The sequence below is a fragment of the Shewanella sp. AS1 genome, from assembly GCF_021412565.1.
Lineage (GTDB): Bacteria > Pseudomonadota > Gammaproteobacteria > Enterobacterales > Shewanellaceae > Shewanella.
Window position 1 is genome coordinate 1 of the sequence record NZ_JAKCLJ010000001.1, and the last position, 21,078, is coordinate 21,078.

Below are 21,078 nucleotides of genomic sequence, written 5' to 3' on the forward strand. Positions count from 1 at the left end.
CAATGCGGCGGATTTTCTTCTCCAGCTCGCGGATCCGCTGTTGTTCGGGGGTGAGCGGTGCGCCTTTGGGGGATACGCCTTGCTGCTCCTGTCGAAGCTGGTTTACCCATTTACGCATGGCTGAATTACTGACGCCCATCGCGCTTGCAGCCTCAGCTATGCTGTATCCCTGTTTCGTTACCAGCTGCGCAGCTTCTAATTTGAACTCTGCACTGAATGTCGGTCTTGTGTTCTTCATTTCTACCACCTTTTTTCTGGAAGTGAGTCTATCACTTCGTCTATTCAGGTGGCCAAATTCACTATGCCACTACAATCAAGATTATGAATGAAGGCTTTATGGCGATCATGGAATCTAGTCAAAAAAGCTCTGGGAATGACATGAAAATGTATTTTTTTGGTGTAGAGTCGGGCTTTGTATCCGGACGCCTTCATGAACTAGAGCGTTTGCATGGAAAGGATTCTGTGACAAAGCTTGTTTTTCAAAAGATTGGCGAGTCTTGCATTAAAATATAGATTGTTAACATTACAAAGCAATCTACCGGACGTCCACTGCGTTACTTAAAATGTGCTCTAATAGCACACTTTAAGTAACTCCGTTCCCGCCCGTAATTGCGGCGTTATTCTTTTCCATCTGGAATGTGCAAAGTTGTCACATGAAATATGAGTACAGAAATCAGCTATGGAGCTATTTGATGTAGTTACCGCTATTGCAGCTCTACTTGGCTTAGCTGTGCTCGCTTCAGTATTTTATCATGCTAGGCATCTGATTCTGTTGGTAATCGGTATCGCACTTATTAATAAATACACAATATACGCTTTTGTCATTGTTCTAATTTTAAGCACAGCAATGTGCCTATATGATCCTTTTAGTAAAGGCAGGAGGGTCAATATAAGGCTAGTTGATGCGGTTTTAGAAGGTTTACAGGTTACTTTTGGGATCATTGTTGCTGCATGGTTTGTCGGAATGATCCTTTCTGGCTAGAAAACTCCTATTTGTTAAGACAACATAACGAGGCACTGCAGGCAGATTTAAACCAGCCTGGCTCTTGCTCGTCGTTCCTAGCAGATTGTAGCCAGCCAACTTGCTCCTGCTGAGTGGAGTGTTAGCCCATAGAAATAGTAATCTGAAACTCACATATATAGAGCTAAAGTTCTAACACGTTTATGTCCAAAATTATTTTGCTTATGATTATCAGAGTCATACTCGTAAGGCTTAATCGGAGTGATGGATAGCTGAGTGTAGTTGCGGCTGAGGCCTTCGATTTCAGGGATGAAATCGTGGAGCGCCCAGGAATGGGTTTACAGCGTGCCTCAGAAGTAACTACACGTAAGCTCACTAGAGGTAATGAGCTCACCATCAAATTAAAGTTCAGAACTGCTTTTGTCCATAAATTATTTTGCTTCTGATTATCGGAGTCATACTCGTAAGGCTTAATCGGTGTGATGGATAGCTGGGTGTAGGTGCGGCTGAGGCCTTCGATTTCAGGGATGAAATCGTGGAGTGCCCAGGGATGGGTTTACAGCGTGCCTCAGAAGTAACTACACGTAAGCTCACCACAGGTAATGAGCTCACCATCAAGTTAAAGTTCAAAACTGCTTTTGTCCATAAATGATTCTGTGTTGATTATCGGAGTCATACTTGTAAGGCTTAATCGGAGTGAGGGGAACTGAGCGTAGGTGCGGCTGAGGCCTTGGATTTCAGGGCCAAAAATATTCCCGATATTTTTTGGCATTCCCTACATCCATGTAGGTCAGATGAAACCGTAGAGCGGCCAGGGAAGTACTTGAACAACATCCCTGTTTAAAAGCCAGTTCGGCATCCTTGCCTCTCGTTCGTAAGCTAGAAGCTGCGCTTCACTCACCGTGCCTCAGCAGTACCTGCGCGAAAGGCCTGCGGCAGGTAATTCATACACAGTGGCGTTTGGGTATTAAGAGCTTGCGAGAATCTAGAATCTAGAATCTAGATTCTCGAAGTCCGAAGTCCGAAGCTCGAAGCCCAAGTTTACTGAAAGGTATAGAGCAGGTTAAAGGTCGAGACGGTATCGGTATTCTTGCTGCCTTCGGGTACTACATCTGTGTATTTAACGTTGACGCCAATTTTAAACGCCCAGTCCTGGAACAGGGTGTTCTTGTATCCCATGTCTAAGGTAAAGGTGTTGGTTACCTGGCCTATCTCTGAGGTGAGGTCGGCGTTGAAGCTGGTGTACTCGTGGATCTTCTGCTCAAATCTTGCCGCAGTACGTAAGATGACTTCGCGATCGGCTTCTGGAAAGGGCTCGGTATCACTGGCATGGGGCAGGTTGTAACGATAACCCGGACCGACTTCTAAACTGAGTTTGGTTCTGTCGTTGCTGATGGCGTCGAAACCATAACCTGTTGATACCGTGATGATTTCTGTATAGCTACCGAATCTGTCTTTGGTGTATTCGCCCCGGCCGAAGATATAGCCACTGTAGACTTTGTAGCTGGATTGCAGCTGTGCATCATACTTTTCCGAGGTGGTTTTTTCTGAATCGGCGGCGTAATAACCTTTAAATACCCCTTCCTGCCTAAAGATCTTGGTATCGTATACCAGCTTGGTGCGGCCGTTGAAGCTACTGGACTCAGTGTTACCTGTATTGATCTGTAGACCTGTTTCAATTTCGGCGGAGAAATCGCTGGGGGGTTCCTGGTAGTCGGGCGGCACCAGGGCCCAGGCATTCAAGCTTAAAGCGGATGTGAGGATTAAAAGGATACGTCTTAACATTTATTCTTATTCTTGAGTTTTTCTTCTTGAAAGAACTGAGTGAATGACACTTTTAACAGCGGCTTATCATACCGTTTCACATCCCATTGGGCAAAGCCGAATGGGTCATGCCGTTCACAAAAGATATGGCTTGAATTTTGGCCGCTTCCCGTGTAATATTCCGCGGCTTAATTCAGTCACTTTAATTAGTTCCTTGCCTCCATTTGGTCTGACTGAGCCAACAACGAGGCTAGATAACCGTAAGGAGCAAAAAATGCGTCATTATGAAATCGTATTTTTAGTTCACCCTGATCAGAGTGAACAAGTGCCAGGTATGATCGAACGTTACACGGGTATCCTTACCCAAGCTGGCGGTCAAATCCACCGTTTAGAAGACTGGGGCCGTCGTCAACTGGCTTACCCAATCATTGAATTGCATAAAGCTCACTATGTTCTGATGAACGTAGAAGCCACTGCAGAATCGGTTGAAGAGCTAGAAACAGCTTTCCGTTTCAACGACGCTGTTCTTCGTAGCATGGTTATGCGCACTAAAGGTGCCATCACTGAAGCTTCTCCAATGGCTAAAGCAAAAGACGAGCGTGATTCACGTCGTTCTAACGAAGGTGAGCGTCAAGCTGCCGACGTTGAAGCTGAAGCAGAAGAAGCTACTGAAAACACAGCAGAGTAAGTTTTTCTGTGACCACCAATCACTTGGTGTTGTCTGGAACCATAACCCGTTCTAGAAGCTTTACCAGCCCAGCAGGAATCGCACATTGTGTGTTAATGCTGGAACATAAATCTCAGGTATATGAAGCAGAAATGCTGAGAAACGTATACTGTCAGATACAAGTGGTACTGAGTGGTGATCGCTTTGAAAGCATTACAGACAAACTGAAAACCGGTGTGGATATTCAGGTACAAGGTTTTATTGCACTGCAACAGGGTCGAAATGGCCAAAACCGCCTGGTACTACACGCTGAAAATGTCGAATTGAAAACTTAGGAGACTGTCACATGGCACGTTATTTCCGTCGTCGCAAGTTCTGCCGTTTCACTGCAGAAGGCGTTACAGAGATCGATTACAAAGATATCGCTACTCTAAAGAACTACATCACTGAAAGTGGTAAAATTGTTCCTAGCCGTATCACTGGTACAAACGCTAAATATCAACGTCAACTAGCTCGCGCCATCAAGCGTGCTCGTTATCTTTCTCTACTGCCGTACACTGACTTACATCAGTAATACCGCACTAATTTAGAGGAATATATAATGAACGTTATTTTACTAGATAAGATCGCAAACCTTGGCAACTTGGGTGACCAAGTTTCTGTAAAAGCGGGTTACGCACGTAACTTCCTTTTACCACAAGGCAAAGCTGTTGTTGCTAACGCTGCTAACATCGAAGTATTCGAAGCACGTCGCGCCGAATTAGAAGCTAAGTTAGCTGCTGATTTAGCCGCTGCTAACGAGCGCGCTGAAAAGTTAAGCGCACTGGGTACTGTTGTTATCGCTTCTAAAGCAGGCGACGAAGGCAAGCTGTTCGGTTCAATTGGTAACCGTGACATTGCTGATGCAGTAACTGCAGCAGGTGTTGAACTGGCGAAGAGCGAAGTTCGTTTACCACTAGGCGCTATCCGCGTTGCTGGTGAGTACGAAATCGATGTTCAAGTTCACACTGAAGTTAAAGCGGTTGTTAAGCTATCTGTTGTTGCAGAAGCTTAATTTCTTAGCTTAAAAGCTTTAAAGAAAACACCGCACTAAGCAATTAGGGCGGTGTTTTTTTATGGCTGAAATCATCGAGATGCGAGATGCGAGATGCGAGATGCGAGTGTAGAGTTAATAGGGAATAAAAAAACGGCAGCGCAATCAATTGTGCTGCCGTTAAGCTAATTAAAAGTGGTGAGTTAGTTGGTCACTAGCTCCAGCTCTTTTATTAAGTTATCCGCATGATCAACTTCATCCATCATCCAGAGGATGTAGCGGATATCCACATGCACGGCGCGGGTGATGGTAGGGTTGAAGAACCAATCTTTAGTGATAGCTTCGTAAGTCGAATCGAAGTTAAGACCCACTAGTTCGCCTTTACCGTTGAACACAGGTGAACCTGAGTTACCGCCTGTGGTATCGACGCTAGAGAGGAAGTTCACCGGCACCGAGCCAAACTGCTCAGGTTTGTCCAAGCAAGAGAACAGACGACATAGCCAGGAGGCGGGATCGCGATAAACAGATTCGACAACATGAGTGCCATAACGCTTAGCCTCGATGGCATCGAGCACTTTTTGCGGCGCATTAAAAGGTTCTATGCCAGTATGCTTGGCCACTATGCCCTCTAAGCGGGTAAAAGGCTGCTTATAAAGGGCATCGGCAGACTGATAGCCATCGACCATACCGTAGCTGATCCGCAGCGTGCCGTTGGCATCCGGGTACACTGGCCAATCGTTAGCCTTATAGTAAGCGATGATCGCCTGCATATAATCGGGACGCGCCTTGGATAACTTACCCGCTAAGATTTTCTGTGCTTTCTCGTTCGCCATGTTGGTGTCATACAGAGCAACTGCCAGACGGATAAAAGGATCCTTACTGGTTTCAAATGCAGTGACATCGGCATCCATCCAGGCAATCCGCTTGGCTTGGTCTGTCAGGCCTGTGAGCGAGTAGAAACCCTCTATTTTGTCCCTCAGAGACACTTTTTCGTCGCCGCTTTGTAACTGTTGATCGAACAGGGCTACTCGTTGATCTTGAGCCTGATAAGCCTCGAGATCTTGCATCCAGAGGGTTTTATCCACGGCAACGTTAAAGCTGGAATCGATACGCTTAAGGCGCGCCATAAACATCTTCATGTCGCGCTCTTGATAGCCTTCTTCACGCTCGCTATCTGGCTTGGTCTTCTCTTTGGCGAGTCGATAGAGCTGATTGGCCGTCGATAGCAGGGTGCTGGATTGGGCATTGTCGAAGTAATAACTGCTTTGCAGGTCTTCTTGCTGCTCAAGTAGCAAGGCTTCGAGTTGCTCAAATTGCTGCTGATACCCCTGATATTGGCTGTCTTTGGCTAACCAGTTGTTGAAATCATTTTCACGGCTCTGCTTGATACCGACAATATCTGTGGCCTTAAAGCCATCGAGCAGGCCATTGAGCTTTTTCATCCGGTTGGCCATGGAAGCCAAGGTGCCAGCATATTTAATGGCGGTATCTTCATCATTCTTACCCATGGCTTCTATGGTGTCGATACGCAGTTGATAGCGTTTCGCCTGAGTCGGATAGAGCCAGTCGCTGGCAAACTTAAGCTCGCTGGTCAAACGATAACGGCTAGTAGAACCGGGATAACCGGCAACAAAGACACCGTCACCGGCTTTCACGCCATCGGCATTAATCTTCAGGTAGCTCTTAGGCTTAAAAGGAACGTTATCGGCAGAATAGGCCGCAGGCTTACCATCTTTACCAACGTAAGCACGCAGGAAGGTGAAATCGCCTGAATGACGCGGGTATTCGTAGTTGTCGATATCACCACCGAAGGCGCCAACGCTTTTGGGTGGTGCATAGACTAGACGTACATCACGGATGATCAGCTGTTTAATCAGGTAATATTCGAGGCCGTTGTGGAAACTGCGCACAGAGCAGCGATAGTTATCATCGCTTTCACACTCTTTGATCAGCGCCTTGCGGTTCGCCTGAATGGCTTCATAACGAGCCAGGGGATCATCGCTCAGGCCGCTTCTCACTTTATTGCTGACATCGGTCACGGCTTCGGTAATATAGAGGCGCTCGTTAGGACCGGCAGAGGGCTCATCACTGAGTTGCTTAGCGAGGAAACCATCGGCAATATAGTTATGTTCTTGCTTGCTGTTATATTGGATCGCTCGGTAAGCACAGTGATGATTCGTGACAACTAACCCTTGGGGCGATACGAAACTGGCGGTACAATAGCCCAGGCCGACAACGGCATTCATAGGGTATTGGGTTAGATCGGCAAGTTGTTTTGCAGGAATTTGAATACCGCGTTCGCTGAGCTTGTCGGCGATCGACGGCATCTGATATGGTTGCCATTGCCCTTCATCGGCAACGGCAACGCCCGATGACAGCATTAAGGCTGCGACCAATGCTTTGCGCATGTTTCTTCCTTAATTATTATTGATTATTTATGGGCTCCCAATCTCGGGAACCCTGTTTGAGCTCTGCTTGCGACGGGGTTTATATCATATTTTGCCCAATTGATGGAAATTTGGAGATTTAATGGCACAGAAAGGTGGTTTTCAGACCAAGAATAAGCCGAGAGATACACAGCTCGATTCATTGAAAATGCCGCCTCATTCTATCGAGGCTGAGCAGTCTGTGCTCGGCGGCCTGATGCTGGACTCCAATGCCTGGGACAGAGTTGCCGAGGCCGTGGTGAAGGAGGACTTTTACTCCCGTTCCCATAAGATGATCTTTACCGCCATGGAAGCCCTAGTGGCAGCCGGTCAACCTATCGACTTAGTCACAGTCTCTGAGCAACTTGAGCTGGAAGACTGTCTTGAAGATGCTGGCGGTTTTGCCTATTTAGGCGAGATTGCCAAAAACACCCCTAGCGCCGGTAACATTCTCTCCTATGCCGCGATTGTGCGCGAACGCGCTGTGGTGCGCGAGATGATCAAGGTCGCCAACGAAATCGCCGATGCGGGTTTTAACCCCGAAGGGCGTAACTCGGGTGAGCTGCTCGACCTGGCCGAGAGCAAAGTGTTTAAAATTGCCGAGCAGCGCGCCAATGCTAACGAAGGCCCTGAAGGCATAAAAACGATCCTGGAAAAAACCGTCGATAAGATCGAGCAGCTGTATAACAACCCCCACAACGGCGTGACAGGTGTGTCCAGTGGCTTTAGCGATCTCGATAAGATGACGGCCGGTTTCCAGTCCGGCGACCTGATTATTGTCGCGGCGCGTCCCTCTATGGGTAAGACCACCTTCGCCATGAACCTGTGTGAACAGGCGGCGCTCAATGAAGATAAGCCTGTGCTCATCTTCAGTTTGGAGATGCCTTCAGAGCAGATCATGATGCGTATGCTGGCCTCCCTTGGCCGGGTGGACCAGACCAAAATCCGTACTGGTCAGCTGGATGATGATGATTGGGCGCGGGTCAGTTCGACCATGGGGATCATGCTCGAGCAGGGTAAGATGTATATCGACGATGGCTCGGGCCTGACACCGACCGAGGTACGCAGCCGCGCTCGGCGTATCGCCCGTGAACACGGCGGCCTGTCGATGATCATGATCGATTACCTGCAGCTGATGCAGGTGCCGGCGCTGGCGGACAACCGTACCTTAGAGATCGCCGAGATCTCCCGCTCATTGAAGGCCTTAGCCAAAGAGCTGGAGATCCCGGTGATCGCCCTGTCACAGCTTAACCGCTCGCTGGAGCAACGTGCCGACAAGCGTCCGGTAAACTCAGACCTGCGTGAATCTGGCTCTATCGAGCAGGATGCGGACTTAATCATGTTTATCTATCGTGATGAGGTGTATCACGACGATTCCGAATACAAAGGCACCGCCGAGATCATTATCGGTAAGCAGCGTAACGGCCCTATTGGCCGGGTGCGTTTAGTGTTCCAGGGGCAATATTCCCGCTTCGATAACTATGCTGGCGCCCAGTTTGAAGAGGAGTAGGAGTTAAAGGGATTCATGCTAGAGTCCATTTTTCCTTCTACGCTTTCTAGTTGATGGCGCCTGTTTGGCCGTTCCGTTTTTAAAAATTAAGGTTATTGTTTGAAACCCTTTCCCAGAGCCGAAATCAGCGGTCATGCGCTGCAATCCAATTTAGCGCGCCTGCGCGAGCTTGCACCCAAGAGCAAGGTGATGGCTGTGGTCAAAGCCAACGGTTATGGCCATGGCTTACTGAATGTGGCCAAGTGTTTAACCACAGCCGATGGTTTTGGTCTGGCGCGTTTGGAAGAGGCGCTCGAACTACGAGCCGGTGGCGTCAAAACCAAATTGCTGCTGCTAGAAGGCTTCTTTCGCCAGAACGATCTCAATACCTTGGTCGAGCACGATATAGATACTGTGGTACATCATGAGTTTCAGATTGAGATGCTCGAATCGGCTAAGCTGAGCCAGCCTGTGACCGTGTGGATGAAAGTCGATTCCGGCATGCACAGGCTAGGTTTTAGCCTAGAGCAGTTTGCCGCTACCTATGCTCGCTTGCAGGCGTGTCCCAATGTGGCTAAGCCTATTAATCTAATGACCCATTTCGCCTGTGCCGATGAGCCGGATAATCCGGCCACTGCCGAGCAGACGGCGCGCTTTAACCGACTGACGGCTAACCTGCCTGGCGAGCGCACCTTGGCCAACTCGGCAGGGGCACTCTATTGGCAGGAGACTCAGGCCGATTGGATCCGTCCCGGTATCGCCCTCTATGGTGTATCGCCCGTGGCGGGGGATCTTGGCCGCAATCATGGCCTGATGCCGGCCATGCAACTGATGTCGCAGCTGATAGCGGTGCGCCCCCATAAGGCGGGGGACCCTGTGGGCTACGGCAGTTACTGGTATGCCAAGCAGGATACTCAGCTTGGGGTCGTGGCCATCGGCTATGGTGATGGTTATCCCCGTAATGCGCCGGAAGGCACGCCGGTATGGATCAACGGCCGTCTGGTGCCCGTGGTTGGCCGGGTGTCTATGGATATGTTAACCGTGGATCTGGGCGTGGATGCCACAGATGCCGTAGGCGACGATGTGATCTTGTGGGGCCAAGAGCTGCCCGTCGAAGAGGTGGCCGAACATATAGGCACCATAGCCTATGAGTTAGTCACTAAGCTTACCCCAAGGGTTGCCGTCTGTTTTGAGTCTGCCTGATTTTGTCGTTATCTCAGCCTTTGATTCCCACTCGGGGCGAAATTGCCTAAAATGCCTGTATGCCATTTTGAATCTCGCCCGCTAGACAAGTAGTTAAATTAATGAATGTTACTGAAACTGGCGCCGCTCAATTGAATCCGAGCCCGTCACTTAACCGCACTTTCTCCATCGCGCCCATGCTCGACTGGACGGACAGACACTATCGTTTCTTCGCCCGGCTTATGTCACGCGAGGCGCTGCTCTATACCGAGATGGTGACCACGGGCGCGATTATCCACGGTAAGGGCGATTATCTGGCCTATAACCAGGAGGAGCATCCGCTGGCGCTGCAACTGGGCGGTTCGAATCCGGCAGACTTGGCGACCTGCGCTAAGCTCGCCGCTGAGCGCGGTTATGATGAAGTGAATCTCAATGTGGGTTGCCCCTCAGATAGGGTGCAAAACGGTCGCTTCGGTGCCTGTTTGATGGCTGAGCCACAGCTGGTGGCTGAATGTGTCGATGCCATGAAGAGCGTGGTGGACATTCCTGTTACCGTTAAGACCCGTATCGGGATCGACGATCAGGACAGTTATCAGTTTTTAACTCAGTTTATCGATACCGTCAGCGCGGCAGGCTGCGATACCTTTATCGTCCATGCCCGTAAGGCCTGGCTGCAGGGGTTGAGCCCGAAAGAGAACCGTGAGATCCCAGATCTGGATTACGAGCGTGTGTATCAGTTAAAGCGCGACTATCCCAATCTTAGTATCTCTATCAATGGCGGAGTCAAGTCTCTGGATGAGTGTGTGACTCACCTTAAGCAGCTCGATGGTGTGATGGTGGGGCGTGAGGCTTATCAGAATCCCTATATTTTGGCCAGCGTCGATCAGCAGTTGTGTGGCAGTTCGGCTCCGCTACTGAGCCGGGATGCTGTTTTAGAGAAAATGCTTCCTTATATAGAGAAACACCTTGAGCAGGGCGGCAGACTTAATCATATTACCCGCCATATCACAGGTTTATATCAGGGTGAGGTGGGTTCAAGAGCCTGGCGGCGTTATATCAGTGAAAATGCCCATCGACCTGGAGCTGGTATAGAGGTGGTTCGTCAGGCAAGAGCCAGCATGACACCAGTGTACATGTCATCAGAGTAAATGTTTTTGAATCACGCTGTTGATTTATAAAGTGTTTATAACTGACTAAGCCTAAACAGAATAAGCCTTCATCTTAGATTGAGGGCTTTTTTTGTGATATTTTTTTGTACATTTACCTCAAAGTAGTGAAATTCACCAGTGGGTGGTGAAATCAGCTATCTCTGCTCTATTCTCTAGTCGCTAATTTCTCATTTTTTTACTGAGTTAAAATATTATCTAATATTAATCAATTACTTATAATTTTATTTATAAGTTGGCACGTCCTTTGTATTTACCTTAATTGTCTTGAATCGGAAATTTAAAGGACAACCTCATGAACAAGCTAGTTAAGGTATCTATGGTAGCCGCTTTGTTGTTAGGTAGTAGTGCAGGAGCGAATGCCGACGAATTTATTCCTTCGAATATCAGTGCCACCCTTGAGCGTCATTTAGCAGCGCAGATGCAGGAGATGTTGAAAACTGCGCAGCAGGAGCTGAGCCTGTCACTGCAAGCCCAATTGTCTGAGTCGCTGTTTGACAGCAATATGGAAGCCAGCATGATCGCAGCCGAAGAGGACACTTCGGTAGACAAGCAAGTGGTTAACAGCGCACTGGTAAAAGAGTAATGGCAGTTTATCTAATTGAATTGGCTGCAATATTATTACTCCCGGTACTGAGCTTCGCGCTGTTTGCGCTACTGGTCAGCTCCCTGAGACTGGATAAGGTACTGTGAATTGTACCGCCTTATTAGACTCGGGAGTGCAGAATGCTAACCCGGACTTTACCCTTGTAGCAGTAGATTAGATGATTATTTTGATAGGAGAGAGTCATGAAATTTGAGCAGATGAGTGCAAGATTAAAGCGTCGCCCGCGGATTGTCTGTGGTGTCGCCGCGACCATGGCCGACAAGTTTGACTGGTCATGCTTCTGGACTCGCATCGTGTGGGCGCTTGCTATCATAATGAACCCGGCGATGAGCCTGCTGGTTTATTTTGTGCTGGCACTGCTGTTGCCTAAATGGAACGCCCAATATTAGCAGCAAGCCGATTAACATCAGCTTGCTGCCAGGATTGAAATCAGTTTAGCGACTCAAGAAAGCATGGAATTTGGCTTTGGCTTCATCACTTTGCAAACGGACGGCAAACTCTTTTAATTCAGCCTGCATCTGGGCCCGCAACGCTTCTTTATCGTGTCGCATCAGGCGGCGACTGGCCTGCAAGGCTTGCGGTGCTTGTTTCGCCAATTTAATGGCTTGATTGAGCGCATAGGTTTCCAGCTTCTCAACTTCAATAATGCGATTGACCATGCGCATCTTATAGGCCTCATCGCTTGAGAACACCTCTCCTAACAGTAAGAGTTCGGCGGCCTTGTGGGGGCCGACTAAACGGCTGAGCAACATACTGGAGCCAGCTTCAGGCACTAAAGCCAGATTCACAAAGGGCAGCTGGAACTGAGCATCGGGCGCGGCATAAATTAGATCGCAATGGAAAAGTAAGGTTGTGCCTATGCCTATGGCGGGTCCGCTGACCGCTGCGACTATGGGTTTGTTAAGATCGAGTAAGGTAAAAAGAAACTGAAATGCAGGATGTTGCGGACCTAAATTACTATTTTTTAAAAAGTCAGAAACATCATTTCCAGAAGTAAAACAATCAGTTTGTCCTTTAATCACAAAGGCATGAATTCCGTTGTCCCTCTCACCCTGGATAAGGTATTCTGTCAGGTGTGAATACATCTCGAGGTTAAGTGCGTTGCGTTTTTCTGGTCGATTAAGGGTGATGATGCGTACGCCTTGGTGATCTCGAATTTGAATACTACTCATAGGTTAGCTGTCCTTACCAATGGCCGGTGAGAATAAAGGGAGTTTAAGACATTGAAACAAATATTCAAACATGTGTTTAATTTCGTATTGCTATCATGCACCTCATTCACTGCCTTGGCAAATGTGATGTTAGTGGATGGCTATGTCAGAGCCATGCCGCCAAGTGTCCCCAACACAGCTGCCTACTTTACCTTGATGAACCATGGCGCTGCACTAAAACTTATTGGCGTGAACACCTCAGTTGCCCGTGAGGCGCAGCTGCATACTGTGATTGAGGAAGACGGTGTGGTCAAAATGCGCCAGCAAGAGAGTTTTGCCATCGCCGAACATGGCAATTTACAACTGATGCCGGCTGGGGAGCATGTGATGCTGCTTGGCTTAAATAAGCCGCTTGAGATTGGCGCTAAAGTGGATTTAACCTTAAAGTTTGATGATGGCAGTCAACAAGTGATCAGTCTGCCAGTGAGCGCGCAAACCATGGCAAACCAAGATGAGAAGATGGAACATCATCAGCATTAATGGAGTAGATATATGCAGATAACCTGGAAGCGGGGCGCCCTTGTCGCCCTTATCGTGCTATTTATCGGCTATCTTGTCAGTGTCTGGTGGAGCGTCGAGCCGGATCAGCTTAAGCCGCAGCAGCTGGAGAGCAGTGCTGGCAAACAAGTGGTGGGTTATGCAACCACCAGCTCATTGATTCTAACGATAGAAACTCTGCTGGATAAAAACGGCGGCTGGCTATCCAACGACATCATGCCGCCCTCTCTGCTTATGGATAATATGCCGGCATTCGAATTTGGTGCAATTGAGCAGGCGCGGGATCTCGCCTTGATCATGCGTAAAGAGTTCAGCCGTTCCCAGTCACAGTCCACCGCAGACAAAGATCTGCTGGCGGCACATTCAAAGCTTAATATCGAGCACACCAGCTGGCTGGTGCCCAGCGCCGAGAGTGAATACCGTGATGCGATTAAGCTGCTCAAAGTGTATCGAGCAAAAATCGCCGACAGCAATAATCCAGATGCGCAGTTTTATGCCCGTGCCGATAACCTCAATGAGTGGCTTAAAGAGGTGCAGAAACGCTTGGGCAGTATGTCGCAACGTCTGTCGGCGAGTGTGGGGCAGGAGCGATTAAATACCGATCTGGCCGGTGAAACCGAAGCCAGTCAGTCAACCCCTGGTCTGAGAAGCACAGAGATCAAAACCGGCTGGTGGCAAATTGATGATGTCTTCTACGAAACCCGTGGTGCCACCTGGGCCTTGTTGAATTTTATGAAGGCAATCGAAGTCGATTTTGCCGATGTGCTGAAAAAGAAGAATGCTGAAGTGAGCCTGCAACAGATCATCCGTGAACTGGAAGAGACTCAACAAGCGGTCTGGAGCCCTATGATCTTAAATGGATCTGGATTTGGTATTGTGGCCAATCACTCTCTGGTGATGGCAAATTATATTTCTCGCGCGAATGCTGCGGTGATAGATCTTACTAACTTATTGACTCAAGGTTAACTTATGAAAAAAACACTACTTGTATGTGCAATGCTAGGTTCTCTGGCAGCGACGTCCGCTCAGGCAGCGACCTTAGTCGGATTCAAACTGGGTGGCGATTACTGGAATGCCGATACCAGTGGTACTTTTGCGGAAAAGGGACAGAGCCAGCAAGATTTTGATTATGATTCATCCTGGCAAGGCAGTATATGGGTTGCGGTTGAGCATCCTATCCCTTTCGTGCCTAATCTTAAGATCCGTGAAAACCGTATTGAGGCCGATGGCGATGCTACCCTGACAGGTGGTTGGGACTTCAATGGCAACACCTTCAGCGCTGGGGATATAAGCTCGTCGGTAGATCTGAGCAATACCGATTTTGTGTTGTATTACGAGATCTTAGACAATGATGTAGTGTCACTGGATATCGGTGCATCTTACAAGTTGTTCCATGGTTCATATCGCGTTGCCGATGCAGGTCATCCTGAAACCAAAGATCTTAGTAGTGGTGTGACTATGGCTTATGCCAACGCCGAAGTCGGCCTGCCTCTGACTGGCTTGTTTGGTTTTGCCGACGTGATGCTAGGCTTAGATGAGAGCAGTGTTTACGACTATTCATTGGGCTTAGGCTGGCAGTTTGATGGTCTGGCCTTAGATACTCGGGTACGTCTGGGCTACCGTGACTTTAACTTCGATGTGAACAACTTCGATGGCATTACAGCTAATAATGAATTCAAGGGCGTCTTCCTTGGTGCTGAAGTGGTATTTTAAGGGTTAACTTAGTAATAAAAAACCGCCATTAAGGCGGTTTTTTATTGTTTAATCAATAAAATAGGTTACTGAGTGACTTCCGGTGTTTTAAGGCCATTGTTGATGGCGATAACATCATCTTCGTTCAGGGTGCCGGCCGCTTGTTTCAGCGCCAGGATAGAGTTGATGTAGCCATAACGGGCATTAGACAGCTGACGCTTAGAGTCGTAGAGATCTCTTGTACGGTTAAGTACGTCAACGATAGTACGAGTACCCACTTCAAAACCAGCCTGAGTAGCCTTCAGTGCACTCTCAGATGAGATTACCGATTGCTCGTAAGCACGAATCGAACTGATAGATGCGCCGACGTTGTTGAAGTTGTTGCGTACATCCTTAACCACTTTGCGGTAGGTCTGCTCCATCTTCTCGCTGGCTTCAACATATTGGTATTGCGCCTGATTGACTTTTGAACTGACCTTAAAGCCTTCGAAGATAGGAATGCTGAGGGTCAGGCCAACATTGGCGTTATCGAAATCATCCAGGCTGCCAGTTTCATCTTGTTGCTGCAAGTTGGTGGTGTAACCTGCATTGAGATTCAGCGAAGGCATATGTCCCGCTTTATAGAGCGAGATGGTTTTCTGGGCAATATCTTTACCAATGCGAGTGGTCAACAGATCCACACTGTTGGTCTCTGCCATCTTGATCCACTCGGTTGGCTGGGCTGGCGCCGGTGTTGCCGCCGAGAAACGCTCAGTATCCAGTACGTTGAGCGAACTGTGCTCAAGCCCCGTGATCTCGCGCAGTGCTTCGTAGCTGTTGGTCAGCTCATTTTCAGCCAGAATCTCAGAGGCGCGTGCCAGGTCGTATTGAGCCTGTGCTTCATGCACATCTGTGATGGCGGTTAGTCCCACGGCAAAACGCTGTTTAGTCTGTTCCAATTGGCGTTCGATGGCGCGCTTTTCGGCGCCTTTAAATTCGTAATTATCTTTAGCAGATAACACATCGAAATAGGCATTGGTCACGCGGATGATCAATGCTTGCAGTGACGAGGCGTAAGTGGCATCGGCTTGAGAAGCGGCCAGTTCGGCTAAGTCTAAGCCGACCCAAGCACTGTGATCGTACACCACTTGATTAAGTGATACGCCAGCATTTAAGCCTTGGTTATAGGTATCCTGATCGACATTCGACCAGCTTTTGCCATAACCAACACTGGCACTGATAGTCGGTAGGAGTGGGGCGCGATTTTCTTCAATCTGCTCATAAAGTCTATCGCGTTGAGATTGCGCTTGCAGGGCAACGGGATCATTGGTGAGCGCTTGTTGGTATATCTGAAGTAGATCGTCGGCGTGAACGACTGAACTGGCGGCCGCAAGAGTCAAGGCTGCACAGAGCGTGCTGATCTTAAATTTCATTACCTGTCCTTTTTTAGACATAAATTCCCCCATGCGTGGAGCAATTTACTTAATAACATTAGTGATGCTTTACTGTTATTTTTCCGTAAAGCGGTTTGCGCTTCCCGACGCTTCCCGATACATCTAAACTTGTAGAGTTAAGATATTAAGAAATTAACCAATTTTAAGTCAACTCCGAAGTGTAACAGTTTTTGATTTTATGTCTGCAATTTTTAGCCACTAGCATGCTATATTTGATCGTTTCTATTCTTTAATCACTATCGGCCAATAGGGCTGCGAGAAATTAAGCTATGAAGCAAAAATTCACCCGTGCGGATGTTGAGATGCTCAGCCAACGCACCTTATATAAAGGCTTCTTCTGCTTGGATGAGTATCGCTTTAAGCATCGCCTGTTTGCCGGGGGCTGGAGCGAGGAGATCACCCGAGAGGTGTTTGAGCGTGGCCATGCCGTGGTGGTCTTGCCTTACGATCCTGTCACCGACCAAGTCGTGTTAATCGAGCAGATCCGTATTCCCGTGTTTGGCGCCGACCAGCATCCTTGGTTGCTGGAGCTAGTGGCAGGTATGATAGAAGAGAATGAAACAGCACAGCAGGTTGCCGAGCGTGAGCTTAAAGAGGAGGCGGGGCTGACTGCTCGGAAAATCGAGCATATCAGTCGTTATTTCTCCAGTCCCGGAGGGACCAGCGAGCGATTTGAGTTTTTCTGGGCGCAGGTGGATGCATCTGATGCCGGTGGTATTTATGGTTTAATTGATGAGCATGAAGATATCAAGGTGCATGTGGTGCCCAGAGAGGAAGCTTATCAGGCGGTATGTGATGGCGTGATAAATAATGCGTCCACTGTGATTGGCTTGCAGTGGTTACAACTCAACTACCCCAGGTTAAGAGTCTAGATGGTGAGTAACTTAAGAGCATAGATAGTGACAGCGACCCTTAATAGAAAAAATGACCAATACCGAGTGAATGTGAGTCAGTTTTTGGCTCTCTGTTCACGAAATTATGTCAATATCTTGCGCTGGTTACCCCTAGGATGCGAGCAGGGGCAGAGTTGGCAGATAAAAGGTGATTTTGGCTGTTTAGATGTGATTTTGCTTGAAAACACTCAATATACACAATTAATTGAGATCTCCAGAGCAGTAAATAGATCGCAATTCGTTGATACCCCTAAAGTTGTAGTTCGAGTTTACCATGACGCTAAATTAGCAGAAGTGTTAACCAGTCGACAGATTTACCGTCTTAAAGCAGTTTATGATTACCCTAATATACGTATGTATCATAGAGATGAAAAGTATCAGGTGAATGCTTTTCTTGAAGAGTTACTTAAGATTGACAACCATACTCGAGTCGTTTGTCAGTCAGAATACTAGGGATTTAATGTGCTAAAAGAGGCTATCTCTTATTCAATTGGAGACAATGAGAGCGTTAGGCTAGTGCAGCTGACAGATCCTCACTTGTTTGCCGATCCCGAAGCCCAACTTTTAGGCGTTAATACCGCCCATAGTCTGGAGGCAGTATTAAATACCCTCCAGGCCGTTAACTATCCTGCTCATTTTATGCTGGCCACAGGCGATATCAGCCAGGATTATTCTAACGAGTCTTATCACAACTTCGTTAAGGCCATCACACCTTTGCAACTGCCTTGTCATTACCTGCCGGGAAATCATGACGATCCTCGTATCATGCATCTGCATATGCAGGGGCCTCGGGTCTATGGCGATCGCCGAATTCTGGCGGGTAACTGGCAAATCATCATGCTCGATTCAACCGTGAGGGGAAAACCCGGCGGTCATCTCAGTGAGAAAGAGTTTGAGTTAATCGAGGCCGCGATTGTCGCCGAGCCGGACAGGCATCTGTTATTGGTGATGCATCACAATCCGATTCTGGTCGAATGTCAGTGGCTGGATCAGCACTGTATGGATAATGGTGCGGATTTTATTGCACGTATGAGTAAATACCCACAGGTTAAAGGCATGCTGTGGGGACATGTGCATCAGAGGCTGGATAAAACCCAGCAGACTGAGTATGGCCAGATAGCGCTGATGGCGACCCCCTCGACCTGCATTCAGTTTAAGCCTAAATCTGCCTATTTCGCCTTGGATGCTCAGCAGCCTGGCTACCGCTTGCTCGAATTGAAACCCGACGGCAGCATCTTAACCAATGTCTATCGTGTACCCGGTAATAAGTTTGCGCCGGATCATGACTCCAAAGGTTATTAACTCCACTCTTTACCCCTGTTACTTGTCAGCGCTTGGCCGAAATGTGATTTAATGTAAATGCTGTGAAAGCTTTATTTGGCGAATTGTGTCGCCGATGTTAGCATCAGGTCAGATAAGCTACTGTATCCCGTTTTTTTGGTGTGCAAGCTGCCCGCATGGTTCAGATGGTTGTGTCTGTGTTTAGGGAAAACAAGGGTGAACGAGGAAATATGCTGCTCTATATCCATGGTTTTAATAGCTCCCCTCAGTCAGATAAAGGGGTGATCACGGCCGAATATATCGCGCATCGATTTCCCCATCTCAACTTCATACAACCTCAGTTACCTTCGACGCCGAAAGCGGCCATGAATATGCTCATCGAGATAGTTGAGCAGGCTCAAGCTAAAGGAGAAACCTTGAACTATATAGGTTCCTCTCTGGGTGGCTATTTTTCCAGTTATTTGGCTGAACGTTACGGTGGACGGGCTGCGCTGGTGAATCCAGCGGTAAGACCCTTTGAGCTGTTTGATGAGTTTTTAGGGGAACAATATAATCCCTATACGGATGAAACCTATCAAGTACTGCCTGAGCATAAGCGGGAGGTGGCCTGTTATAACACTGAGGTCATTCTGCATCCCGACCGATTCCTAGTCTTGTTACAGTCTGGGGATGAAGTACTGGATTATAAGCAGGCGGTAAATAAGTACCATTGTTGCCAGATGCAGATCCACGCTGGTGGCGACCATAGCTTTGTGGGGTATGAGCAAGAGTTAGATAGGATCAGCCAGTTTCTGTTGCTTGACAACTAGACATGTAGGGCCGCAACATGGCCTGAATAACGATATAAAAAATGCGCTATGACAAATCAATACACCTCTGATGCAATTGAAGTCCTCAATGGACTCGACCCTGTAAAACGTCGGCCCGGCATGTATACCGACACCACGCGCCCTAATCACTTGGGCCAGGAGGTGATCGATAACAGTGTGGATGAAGCGCTCGCGGGCCACGCGACTAAGATAGATGTCATCCTACATAAAGATAACTCCCTGGAAGTGATCGACGATGGTCGTGGCATGCCCGTGGATATTCACCCGGAAGAGGGGATATCCGGTGTTGAGTTGATTTTAACTAAGCTGCACGCCGGTGGTAAATTCTCCAATGAAAACTACCAGTTTTCAGGTGGTCTACATGGGGTGGGGATCTCTGTGGTCAACGCCCTGTCGAGCCGGGTCGAGATCAGTGTCAGGCGCGATGGCCAGGTGCATGAGATAGCATTTGAACATGGCGATAAGGTTTCAGACCTGATAGTTACCGGCACCTGCGGACGGCGCAACACAGGCACCCGAGTGCATTTCTGGCCCACGGCCAGCTATTTCGATTCGCCCAACTTCTCCATCCCTAAACTGGTTTATTTACTGCGAGCAAAGGCAGTACTCTGCCCCGGTCTGCGGATTAAATTTGTTAATAAACAAACCGATGAAACCCAGGAATGGTTTTACGAAAGTGGGCTGACTGACTATCTACAAGCCTCGGTCGATGGCGCCGAGATGCTGCCTAAGGAACCCTTTATCGGCAGCATGGCGGGAAATACCGAAGCTGTGGATTGGGCGATCACCTGGTTACCCGAGGGCGGTAACTATCTTAATGAAAGCTATGTCAATTTAATTCCAACGCCTCTCGGTGGCACCCATGTTAACGGTTTCCGTCAGGGGCTGCTGGAGTCGATGCGTGAGTTTTGTGAATTTCGAAATCTCATCCCCCGCGGCGTTAAGCTAACCCCAGAAGATATCTGGGATCGCAGCAGTTTTATCCTCTCAATTAAGATGCAGGATCCTCAGTTTGCCGGCCAGACCAAGGAGAAACTCTCTAGTCGTCAGAGCGCCGCTTTTGTGTCGGGCGTGGTGCGTGATGCCTTCAGTCTCTGGCTCAATACCCATACAGAGCAGGCCGAAGCCCTAGCCGAGATGTGTATCAGCAATGCCCAGAAGCGGTTGAAATCAGCCAAGAAAGTGGCCCGTAAGAAGGTGACTTCCGGCCCGGCCCTGCCTGGCAAACTGACCGACTGCAGCGGCCAGGATCCTATGCGCGGTGAGCTCTTCTTAGTGGAAGGTGACTCGGCGGGTGGCAGTGCCAAGCAGGCAAGAGATCGTGAGTTTCAGGCGATCATGCCGCTTAGGGGGAAGATCTTAAATACCTGGGAAGTGGATGCTTCTCAGGTGCTGGCATCCCAGGAAGTGCATGATATTTCGGTGGCCATAGGCTGCGATCCCGACAGCGATGATATTTCTGAGCTGCGCTACGGTAAGATCTGTATTTTGGCCGATGCTGACTCGGATGGACTGCATATTGCCACTTTGCTATGTGCCCTGTTTATGAAGCACTACAAGGTACTGGTCGAGAAGGGACATATCTATGTGGCTATGCCGCCGCTGTTTCGTATCGATGTGGGTAAAGAGGTCTACTATGCCCTGGAAGAAGCGGAGAAACAGGGGATTTTAGATCGCATCACAGCCGAGAATAAGAAAGGTAAGGTGCAGGTAACCCGCTTTAAAGGTTTGGGTGAGATGAACCCACTGCAGCTGCGCGAGACGACCATGGACCCTAACACCCGTCGTTTGGTGCAGTTAACCATAGACGATGCCGATGATACTATGGCACTGATGGATATGCTATTGGCCAAGAAACGGTCGGGAGATCGGAAAACCTGGCTGGAAACTAAGGGTGATCTGGCCCAAATATAACAGACTTCATTTACTGAGATTAGGTTTGACT

Annotated in this window: 23 protein-coding genes; 18 read left to right on the top strand and 5 right to left on the bottom strand. The window is 48.4% G+C overall.

Annotated elements, in window-relative coordinates:
- Positions 1-238, bottom strand: a 238-nt coding sequence (locus LZP69_RS00005; protein WP_234198009.1) for a transposase, incomplete at its 3' end; no start/stop codon positions are given.
- Between the two features lie 441 nt (positions 239-679).
- On the opposite strand from LZP69_RS00005, the gene LZP69_RS00010 reads away from it, so the two are divergent.
- Positions 680-982: a hypothetical protein gene (locus LZP69_RS00010; RefSeq protein WP_234198010.1), complete on the top strand. Its 303-nt coding sequence runs from the start codon at positions 680-682 to the stop codon at positions 980-982.
- Positions 983-2,002: 1,020 nt separating this feature from the next.
- On the opposite strand, the gene LZP69_RS00015 is transcribed toward LZP69_RS00010, so the two are convergent.
- On the bottom strand, positions 2,003-2,746 hold the full coding sequence (locus LZP69_RS00015) for a DUF481 domain-containing protein (RefSeq protein WP_234198011.1): 744 nt from the start codon (positions 2,744-2,746) through the stop codon (positions 2,003-2,005).
- Between the two features lie 253 nt (positions 2,747-2,999).
- On the opposite strand from LZP69_RS00015, the gene rpsF reads away from it, so the two are divergent.
- The 4 genes from rpsF to rplI are packed head-to-tail and all read left to right on the top strand — an operon-like array spanning position 3,000 to position 4,446.
- Complete coding sequence (gene rpsF / locus LZP69_RS00020) at positions 3,000-3,413, top strand: 30S ribosomal protein S6 (protein WP_234198920.1); 414 nt, start codon at positions 3,000-3,002, stop codon at positions 3,411-3,413.
- An 8-nt stretch (positions 3,414-3,421) separates the two neighbouring features.
- Entirely contained in the window at positions 3,422-3,727 is a 306-nt protein-coding gene (gene priB / locus LZP69_RS00025; RefSeq protein ID WP_234198012.1) for a primosomal replication protein N, read from the top strand.
- A gap of 11 nt (positions 3,728-3,738) precedes the next feature.
- Positions 3,739-3,966, top strand: a complete 228-nt coding sequence (gene rpsR / locus LZP69_RS00030) for a 30S ribosomal protein S18 (protein ID WP_011867078.1) — start codon at positions 3,739-3,741, stop codon at positions 3,964-3,966.
- 27 nt (positions 3,967-3,993) lie between these two features.
- Positions 3,994-4,446: a 50S ribosomal protein L9 gene (gene rplI / locus LZP69_RS00035; protein ID WP_234198013.1), complete on the top strand. Its 453-nt coding sequence runs from the start codon at positions 3,994-3,996 to the stop codon at positions 4,444-4,446.
- Positions 4,447-4,628: 182 nt separating this feature from the next.
- Here rplI and LZP69_RS00040 read toward each other — a convergent pair whose 3' ends face one another.
- Entirely contained in the window at positions 4,629-6,833 is a 2,205-nt protein-coding gene (locus tag LZP69_RS00040; protein WP_234198014.1) for a S46 family peptidase, read from the bottom strand.
- 121 nt (positions 6,834-6,954) lie between these two features.
- On the opposite strand from LZP69_RS00040, the gene dnaB reads away from it, so the two are divergent.
- The 5 genes from dnaB (at position 6,955) to LZP69_RS00065 (ending at position 11,684) form a co-directional block, all read left to right on the top strand.
- Complete coding sequence (dnaB, locus tag LZP69_RS00045; protein ID WP_234198015.1) at positions 6,955-8,361, top strand: replicative DNA helicase; 1,407 nt, start codon at positions 6,955-6,957, stop codon at positions 8,359-8,361.
- A gap of 99 nt (positions 8,362-8,460) precedes the next feature.
- Positions 8,461-9,543, top strand: coding sequence for an alanine racemase (gene alr, locus LZP69_RS00050; RefSeq protein WP_234198016.1), 1,083 nt, complete (start codon positions 8,461-8,463; stop codon positions 9,541-9,543).
- Between the two features lie 101 nt (positions 9,544-9,644).
- Positions 9,645-10,670 (top strand): tRNA dihydrouridine(20/20a) synthase DusA, encoded by a 1,026-nt coding sequence (gene dusA / locus LZP69_RS00055; RefSeq protein WP_234198017.1) that lies wholly within the window; start codon positions 9,645-9,647, stop codon positions 10,668-10,670.
- A gap of 313 nt (positions 10,671-10,983) precedes the next feature.
- Positions 10,984-11,274, top strand: a complete 291-nt coding sequence (locus LZP69_RS00060) for a hypothetical protein (protein ID WP_234198018.1) — start codon at positions 10,984-10,986, stop codon at positions 11,272-11,274.
- A 203-nt stretch (positions 11,275-11,477) separates the two neighbouring features.
- Entirely contained in the window at positions 11,478-11,684 is a 207-nt protein-coding gene (locus LZP69_RS00065; protein ID WP_234198019.1) for a PspC domain-containing protein, read from the top strand.
- 45 nt (positions 11,685-11,729) lie between these two features.
- Here the strand turns inward: LZP69_RS00065 and LZP69_RS00070 are convergent, their stop codons facing one another.
- Positions 11,730-12,467 carry an enoyl-CoA hydratase-related protein gene (locus LZP69_RS00070; protein ID WP_234198020.1) on the bottom strand — a complete coding sequence of 246 codons (738 nt, stop codon included), beginning with the start codon at positions 12,465-12,467 and terminating at the stop codon, positions 11,730-11,732.
- Between the two features lie 51 nt (positions 12,468-12,518).
- On the opposite strand from LZP69_RS00070, the gene LZP69_RS00075 reads away from it, so the two are divergent.
- Genes LZP69_RS00075 through LZP69_RS00085 form a run of 3 tightly spaced genes read left to right on the top strand, consistent with a single transcriptional unit; the run spans position 12,519 to position 14,717 of the window.
- A complete protein-coding gene (locus LZP69_RS00075; RefSeq protein ID WP_234198021.1) occupies positions 12,519-12,986 on the top strand; it encodes a copper chaperone PCu(A)C in 468 nt (155 codons plus the stop codon).
- Between the two features lie 12 nt (positions 12,987-12,998).
- Entirely contained in the window at positions 12,999-13,970 is a 972-nt protein-coding gene (locus tag LZP69_RS00080) for a DUF2333 family protein (protein WP_234198022.1), read from the top strand.
- A 3-nt stretch (positions 13,971-13,973) separates the two neighbouring features.
- Complete coding sequence (locus LZP69_RS00085) at positions 13,974-14,717, top strand: TIGR04219 family outer membrane beta-barrel protein (RefSeq protein ID WP_234198023.1); 744 nt, start codon at positions 13,974-13,976, stop codon at positions 14,715-14,717.
- Positions 14,718-14,782: 65 nt separating this feature from the next.
- Here LZP69_RS00085 and tolC read toward each other — a convergent pair whose 3' ends face one another.
- The gene (gene tolC / locus LZP69_RS00090; protein ID WP_234198024.1) at positions 14,783-16,108 is read right to left on the bottom strand and encodes an outer membrane channel protein TolC; all 1,326 of its coding nucleotides are present in this window, start codon (positions 16,106-16,108) and stop codon (positions 14,783-14,785) included.
- Positions 16,109-16,398: 290 nt separating this feature from the next.
- Here tolC and nudF point away from each other — a divergent pair, with 290 nt between their 5' ends.
- The 5 genes from nudF (at position 16,399) to parE (ending at position 21,047) form a co-directional block, all read left to right on the top strand.
- Positions 16,399-17,001, top strand: coding sequence for an ADP-ribose diphosphatase (nudF, locus tag LZP69_RS00095; RefSeq protein ID WP_234198025.1), 603 nt, complete (start codon positions 16,399-16,401; stop codon positions 16,999-17,001).
- A 27-nt stretch (positions 17,002-17,028) separates the two neighbouring features.
- A complete protein-coding gene (locus LZP69_RS00100) occupies positions 17,029-17,475 on the top strand; it encodes a DUF1249 domain-containing protein (protein ID WP_442800647.1) in 447 nt (148 codons plus the stop codon).
- Between the two features lie 9 nt (positions 17,476-17,484).
- Complete coding sequence (gene cpdA, locus LZP69_RS00105; protein WP_234198026.1) at positions 17,485-18,324, top strand: 3',5'-cyclic-AMP phosphodiesterase; 840 nt, start codon at positions 17,485-17,487, stop codon at positions 18,322-18,324.
- Positions 18,325-18,533: 209 nt separating this feature from the next.
- Positions 18,534-19,112, top strand: coding sequence for a YqiA/YcfP family alpha/beta fold hydrolase (locus LZP69_RS00110; RefSeq protein WP_234198922.1), 579 nt, complete (start codon positions 18,534-18,536; stop codon positions 19,110-19,112).
- A 48-nt stretch (positions 19,113-19,160) separates the two neighbouring features.
- On the top strand, positions 19,161-21,047 hold the full coding sequence (parE, locus tag LZP69_RS00115; RefSeq protein ID WP_234198027.1) for a DNA topoisomerase IV subunit B: 1,887 nt from the start codon (positions 19,161-19,163) through the stop codon (positions 21,045-21,047).
- Positions 21,048-21,078: the final 31 nt, after the last annotated feature.

Bases quoted from the DNA above. Each gene is read 5' to 3' on its own strand.
- parE (WP_234198027.1), top strand. From the start codon at position 19,161: ATGACAAATCAATACACCTCTGATGCAATTGAAGTCCTCAATGGACTC.
- LZP69_RS00040 (WP_234198014.1), bottom strand. From the start codon at position 6,833: ATGCGCAAAGCATTGGTCGCAGCCTTAATGCTGTCATCGGGCGTTGCC.
- tolC (WP_234198024.1), bottom strand. From the start codon at position 16,108: ATGAAATTTAAGATCAGCACGCTCTGTGCAGCCTTGACTCTTGCGGCC.
- rplI (WP_234198013.1), top strand. From the start codon at position 3,994: ATGAACGTTATTTTACTAGATAAGATCGCAAACCTTGGCAACTTGGGT.
- LZP69_RS00010 (WP_234198010.1), top strand. From the start codon at position 680: ATGGAGCTATTTGATGTAGTTACCGCTATTGCAGCTCTACTTGGCTTA.
- LZP69_RS00085 (WP_234198023.1), top strand. From the start codon at position 13,974: ATGAAAAAAACACTACTTGTATGTGCAATGCTAGGTTCTCTGGCAGCG.
- nudF (WP_234198025.1), top strand. From the start codon at position 16,399: ATGAAGCAAAAATTCACCCGTGCGGATGTTGAGATGCTCAGCCAACGC.
- LZP69_RS00060 (WP_234198018.1), top strand. From the start codon at position 10,984: ATGAACAAGCTAGTTAAGGTATCTATGGTAGCCGCTTTGTTGTTAGGT.
- LZP69_RS00070 (WP_234198020.1), bottom strand. From the start codon at position 12,467: ATGAGTAGTATTCAAATTCGAGATCACCAAGGCGTACGCATCATCACC.
- dusA (WP_234198017.1), top strand. From the start codon at position 9,645: ATGAATGTTACTGAAACTGGCGCCGCTCAATTGAATCCGAGCCCGTCA.
- LZP69_RS00065 (WP_234198019.1), top strand. From the start codon at position 11,478: ATGAAATTTGAGCAGATGAGTGCAAGATTAAAGCGTCGCCCGCGGATT.
- rpsR (WP_011867078.1), top strand. From the start codon at position 3,739: ATGGCACGTTATTTCCGTCGTCGCAAGTTCTGCCGTTTCACTGCAGAA.
- LZP69_RS00080 (WP_234198022.1), top strand. From the start codon at position 12,999: ATGCAGATAACCTGGAAGCGGGGCGCCCTTGTCGCCCTTATCGTGCTA.
- LZP69_RS00015 (WP_234198011.1), bottom strand. From the start codon at position 2,746: ATGTTAAGACGTATCCTTTTAATCCTCACATCCGCTTTAAGCTTGAAT.
- rpsF (WP_234198920.1), top strand. From the start codon at position 3,000: ATGCGTCATTATGAAATCGTATTTTTAGTTCACCCTGATCAGAGTGAA.
- LZP69_RS00110 (WP_234198922.1), top strand. From the start codon at position 18,534: ATGCTGCTCTATATCCATGGTTTTAATAGCTCCCCTCAGTCAGATAAA.
- dnaB (WP_234198015.1), top strand. From the start codon at position 6,955: ATGGCACAGAAAGGTGGTTTTCAGACCAAGAATAAGCCGAGAGATACA.